General features: G+C 63.6%; 4 protein-coding genes. All 4 read left to right on the forward strand.

What is annotated here, in order from left to right; genetic code table 11:
- The first annotated feature begins 107 nt into the window (after positions 1 to 107).
- Entirely contained in the window at positions 108 to 3,734 is a 3,627-nt protein-coding gene (locus JO015_17410) for a protein kinase (protein ID MBW0000877.1), read from the forward strand.
- Between the two features lie 710 nt (positions 3,735 to 4,444).
- Complete coding sequence (locus tag JO015_17415) at positions 4,445 to 5,068, forward strand: IS110 family transposase (protein MBW0000878.1); 624 nt, start codon at positions 4,445 to 4,447, stop codon at positions 5,066 to 5,068.
- A gap of 101 nt (positions 5,069 to 5,169) precedes the next feature.
- On the forward strand, positions 5,170 to 5,691 hold the full coding sequence (locus JO015_17420) for an IS110 family transposase (GenBank protein MBW0000879.1): 522 nt from the start codon (positions 5,170 to 5,172) through the stop codon (positions 5,689 to 5,691).
- Between the two features lie 203 nt (positions 5,692 to 5,894).
- A partial coding sequence (locus JO015_17425; GenBank protein ID MBW0000880.1) for a cyclase family protein occupies positions 5,895 to 6,032 on the forward strand: 138 nt, incomplete at its 3' end.

The following is a 6,032-nucleotide window of genomic DNA, read 5'->3' on the forward strand; positions in this document are numbered from 1 at the left end:
CGGCTCGCGTGGCGTCCACGGGATTTCACGATTCCCTGAAATCGATTTCACTTTCTTTGGGCGCCCCGCGACTCTAAGAAGGGATTTGCTGAATTGATCTGTCGGCCATGGACCAGGATCACCAATTGGCTGCGCTCGAAACGTGCCCGGCCTGCGGCACGCCCTACCACCCCTCCGGGGTGGAGGGCGGCACGGGGTGCCCGGTATGCCTTTTGCGTGCAGCCCTCGGCTCCGAAGGCGTCGGGGAAGACGACCCGGCGACTGACGGATCGTGGCCGTCTGCAGAGAGTCGCTTCGATCACTACGAGTTGGTCCAGCGCAAGGGCGGTGCCTTTGAGGAGCTGGGGCGCGGGGCCATGGGTGTCACTTACCGGGCCTTTGACACCGTGTTAGGTCACGCCGTGGCCGTAAAAGTTCTGGATGCCCGGGTAGCCGCTAACCCGCAAGCGCGGGAGCGCTTCCTGCGGGAGGCCCGGGCCGCCGCGCAATTGCGCCACCCCAACGTGGCTTCAGTCTTCTATTACGGGGTGCGCCCGAATGACGGGCAGTGTTTTTACGCAATGGAACTGGTGGAGGGCGAAAGTGTGGAGGCGCGGATGGGCCGGGAGGGCGCCCTGCCGGTGGGCATCAGCCTGGAGATTGTTAGCCAAGTAGCCCGCGCATTGGCCGCCGCAGAGAGCCAAGGTTTGGTGCACCGGGATCTGAAACCGGCCAACCTCATGCTCGCGCAAGGGCCGGAGTTGACCGTCAAAGTCATTGATTTCGGTTTGGCCAAAGCGGCGGCGGATCCCGCAACCGATGCCGCCCTGACCCATGGGGCCTTTGTCGGCACGCCTGTCTTTGCCAGTCCGGAGCAGTGCGCAGCAGCCAGTGTGGACGCCCGGTCCGACCTCTACTCTCTAGGGATCACGCTCTGGGAGATGCTCACGGGCCAGGCGCCGTTTCTGGGCTCTCCGCTCGAAGTCATGCGCCAGCACCGGCAGACGCCGTTACCCCTCGAACGGCTCCGGGGCATTCCCCAGCCGGCCATGGCTTTACTCCAGGCATTGCTGGAAAAAAACCCGGCGCACCGTCTCCAGAGCGCCACTCAGCTCCTTCAAGCGATGCCGGCGGTGACGGCCGCCATTGACGCGCGGCGGACCCTCCGGCGTGAGCAGCTCCACAAGGGCCTCGCCGCCCCTTCCTCCGGACCCATCCGCAAATCACCCGGACGGCAGGGACCCCGGAAGGTCTCGCTCGCCCGGCTGCCCGTAACCGGCAGCCAGGTTTTTGGCCGCAAAGAAGACCTTGCCTTTCTGGATGACGCCTGGGCCGAGCCGCAGATCAACGTTGTTTCAGTCGTGGCCTGGGGTGGTGTGGGCAAGTCGACCCTGGTCAATTACTGGCTGCGCGGTCTGGCCGCCGAACGGTACCGCTCGGCGGAACTGGTGTTCGGTTGGTCGTTCTACCGGCAGGGGACCCGGGAAGACACGGCCTCCGCCGATGAATTCATCGACGCGGCGCTGGCGTGGTTTGAGGACCCGGACCCGCGTCGGGGCACAGGCTGGGAAAAAGGTGAACGGTTGGCCCGGCTTATCGCCTCGCGTCGCACTCTGCTGGTGCTCGATGGCCTGGAACCGCTGCAGAATCCCCCGGGCCCGCAGGAAGGCAGGCTGCGTGAACCTGCACTGCAGGCGCTCCTGCGCGAACTTGCGGCGTTCAATCACGGTCTGTGCGTAGTAACTACGCGGTTGGCGGTGGCGGACCTGGCCGAGTACGAGGCGGCTTCGGCCCCGCGACGGGATCTGGAACAGCTCTCGCCCGAGGCCGGAGCCCAACTGCTGCGTGGCCTGGGCGTCAAGGGTCCGGCTGCCGAACTGCAAGCGGCGAACGAGGAGTTCCGGGGCCATTGCCTGGCCTTGACGCTGTTGGGCAGCTACCTGACCGAGGCTTACGGCGGGGACATACGCTGCCGCCAGGAGGTGTCTACCCATCTGGTGCAGGACGTGCGCCAAGGCGCCCATGCACAACAGGTCATGGCCTCTTACCAGCGCTGGTGGGGCGAGGGCCCAGAGGTGTCGGTCCTGCGCCTGTTAGGCTTGTTTGACCGGCCCGCCGATGAACGGGCGCTGGCTGCGCTGCTCAGGCCGCCGGCGATCCCGGGTCTGACGGAGTCGCTGGCCGGGTTGCGCCCGGCGGAGTGGCGGGCGATTCTGACCCGGCTGAGGCGGGCCCGGCTGTTGGCGGGAGAGGACCTGCACCAACCGGGGCAACTGGACGCGCATCCCCTTGTGCGGGAATACTTCGGCGATCAATTGCGTGGTGAGCAAACCGCAGCGTGGCAGGAAGCTAATCGCCGTCTCTACCACTACTACCAAGCCTTGGCGCCTCGATTCCCAGAGACGTTTCGGGACATGGAACCGCTGTTGCTGGCCGTTATCTGCGGCTGCAATGCCGGACTCTTTCGCGAGGCGCTGCACGACCTTTACATTCCCAGAATTCAGCGGGGCAATGCTTCCTACACGGCCAACGTCCTCGGGTCCAGAGGTGCACTGCTTTCGGTTCTAATTCATTTTTTTGAACACGGCCATTGGGGGTCGCCGGCAAAAAGCGACCTGGATGGACAGGACCTGACCGCGGAAGATCAGCTTTTCATCCTCATGCAGGCAGCGCTTTATCTGACCGCCACACGCGGAATGGCGGCGCCGGAAGCGTCCATCTGTTATGAACGCGCGGAACCCTTATGCAATTTGCTTAACCGTTCCCTGCCTCTGTATGTGGCGCTGATAGGTCAGTGGCGTTATGCCCTCCACACCAGCACGATGCCGGCAACGATGCGGATCGCCCAACGCGTTTACGCCCTGGCGCAGGAGCAGAATGACCCTGTGCTCCTGCTCGGGGCCTACCGCGCCTTGGCGGCCACGATGTACTTCATGGGTGACTTCAAACCCGCGCGCCGCTACGCGAGGCTTGGGGTTCGGCTCTGGCGCTCGAAACGCGTCGTGTCCCCCGTTGAAGAAGCCGTCGCTCCCGCCGTCGCATGTTTGTCCTACGAGGCCCTGACCAACTGGCATTTGGGAGAGATCCGCCCGTGTCACGCGACCAAGGCTAAAGCACTGGCGCTGGCGGAGGAGTTGAACGATACACACGCGTTGGCCGTGGCCTTCTGGCTCGCCGCGCTGGTCGGCCAATTTGAACGCGAACCGGTCGAAGTGGAACGTTGGGCCTCGGCGTTGATCGAGTTGTCGACGCGCCAGAGTTTCGCCTTCTGGCTGGCCGGAGGCAAGGTGCTCCGCGGCTGGGCGCGCAGTGCTTCCGGAAAGACCGCAGAAGGTCTCGCCTGGGTTGAAGCCGGTATCGAGGACTGGCAGGTAACCGGTTCGGTGTTGATCATGCCGTATTGGCTCAGCATAAAGGCCGAGGTTTTACATTCGGCCGATCGCGTCCCCGAAGCGCTTGAGGCAATCAGCAAGGCAGGCACATTGGCCGAAACCTCCGCCGAGCGGTGGTGGCGTGCTGAACTGCATCGGCTCCGCGGGGTGCTCCTCGCGGCCGCGGGTGCAGACGAGACCCAGATTCATGCCGCCTTCCACCAGGCTGTCTCCACCGCCAGGCAGCAAAAATCCATCGCCCTGGCGGCACGCGCGGAAGCATGTTACGCCGCGTACTGCGGCCGGAGAGGGAAAACGCCGGAAGACACCGGAGGCCGGCGTGGCGGACATTCGCCGGGGCAAAGATCCGCTCAGCCAAGTTGAAAGCGGTGGTAATACCATTTCGACGGCGATGGAGGTAAAATTTTGACTTCCTTCCCAGGCCCTGCCAGCGTTACACCTATTGGACCGTATACACGGGCTAGGCCAAACGGGCCGGTAGACGGTTTGATGGCCTGAAGGGCCAAAGGAACATAGCCCAGGGTTTACCCTGGGAAAGCGTTTCTCTCTCTGACCCAGCCCTGAAGGGTCGGCAGAAACCGTGAGCAACGTTTTCTGCCGCCCCTTCAGCAAATCCAACCCGGCGGGCGGGCGTTTGTTAGGGAGGGCGTACAGGCGTGACGCCTTAGGAGGGCTCGATCGTTATTTGACGGTTACCTAGGGTAAATCCTGGGCTATGTTCCAGCGCCCCTGATACCGTTTCCACAGTTATGCACCGGCGCCGCCAAAAGGCCTCCCCCAAGCCGTCCTCCGCCGCGGCGCCGGTGCATAACTTGGCCGCGACCCAACCCGGGGTTGTGAATAACTCCGCGCCGGGTCAGATTGGTTCTGACAGCTTTGCCTCCGGGCCGGCACGGTCCAGGCGCCCCCGCTCCACGAGAGCTACCCGAAGATTACCGGCCGGCTCGGAGGCTTCGGTCCCAAAGTCTGAGAGAACCACATCCCGAGAGGATCCTGTATCAGGTCGACTAAGGACTGAAGCAAAGGCAGAGGCTGCGCAACCCACCCCCAGAACCCCGCACCGGAAAGTCGCTATGTCTGCCCCTGAACCTCGCTTCGCTCACTTCGCCAGCATCGACTGGGCTAAGCACAAGCATCATGCCGTCATCCTCAATGCCGCCGGCCAGATCGTGGCCGCCTTCGATTTTGACCACACCGCCGTCGGCTGGAAACAGTGGCGCGAGCAAGCCGCCCGTTATGCGCCCTTGGCCGTGGCCATCGAGACCAGCCAAGGCCCCGTCATCGACCAGTTGCTGCAAACCCCGGATTGCACGATCTACCCCCTTAACCCCAAAGCCGCGCAACGCTACCGGGAGCGCAAAGCCCCCAGCGGTACCAAGAGCGACCACCTGGATGCCTGGAGCTTTGCCGACGCGCTGCGCCTGGATGGGGCGCACTGGCGGCCGCTCTGCCAGCAAGATCCCTTGCTGGAGCACCTGCGGCTGCTGTGCCGCGACGAGATGGCCTTGATTGAAGAGCGCACCGCCTTAGTCAATCAGCTCCAAGCCGCCCTGCAGGAATATTACCCCGCGGCCCTGGAGGCGTTTGGGGATTGGACGCTGCCGTCGGCCTGGGCCTTCCTCGAAGCCTTCCCGACCCCGCAAGCCTTAGTGGCGGCGGGCAAACGCCGCTCTCGAAAAATTCCTCCACGCCCATAAGCTGGCCCGACCCGAAACCTACCAAACACGGCTCGAGCTCTTCGCCAAAGCCACCGACTTTTGCGCCTCACGCCCTCACCCAAGCCAAAAGCCGCCTGGCCGTGACGCGCGCCAAACAGCTGCGGGTGCTGCAGACGCAGTTGGACGACTACCGCCAGCAAATTGAAAAGCTCTTTGCCCAGCACCCCGATCAGGACCTGTTCGGCTCGCTGCCCGGCGCCGGCCCCAAACTGGCGCCACGGCTGTTGGCCGAACTGGGGGATAATCGCCAGCAGTTCGAGTCGGCGCAGGCTTTACAGTGTTACGCCGGCACGGCCCCGGTCAGCTACCAATCCGGCCCGGTGCATAAGGTGCGGCTGCGCGGGCCCTGCGACAAGGTCCTGCGGGCCACCGTGTACCTGTGGGCCGACTGCAGCCGGCATAGCTGCCCCTGGGCCCAGACCTATTACCAGACCCTTCGCAAACGGGGCAAAACCCACGCCTGCGCCTTACGCTGTCTGGGCCAGCGCTGGCTCAAAATCCTGTGGAAGATGTGGCAAACGGGCACCTGCTACGATGCGGAGTTGCATCAGAAAAACCAGCTCCGGCACGGGTCCTGGGTGCTCAAACTGCAGAACGCCTAACCGAGTCTCCCCATGTCAATAACTTCGCCTAAAAATCAACTTGCAAACCAGAGAACATCTTCGGGCAAGCTTGGCCTTCCCCTCTGCCGTTTCCTGCGAACCCTTCAGCAAATTCGGCCACACGGGCGGAACGATTTTACTTCCAATGACACCCGAAGCAGCGGTTCGGCTTGTGGCGGCGACAGAACCAAGCAGGCTTGGGCATGCCCAAACGCATCATTGACCTTTCGATCCCCTTGCAAGCCGGCATTGCCTCCGACCCGCCCGGCTTCCGACCGCAGATCGACTACCTCGACCACGGCGCCGGCGCACGACAATTGGTCGCAAGCTTTCCGGGCCTG

This window comes from Verrucomicrobiota bacterium, from assembly GCA_019247695.1.
In the GTDB taxonomy this organism is placed as follows: domain Bacteria; phylum Verrucomicrobiota; class Verrucomicrobiia; order Chthoniobacterales; family JAFAMB01; genus JAFBAP01.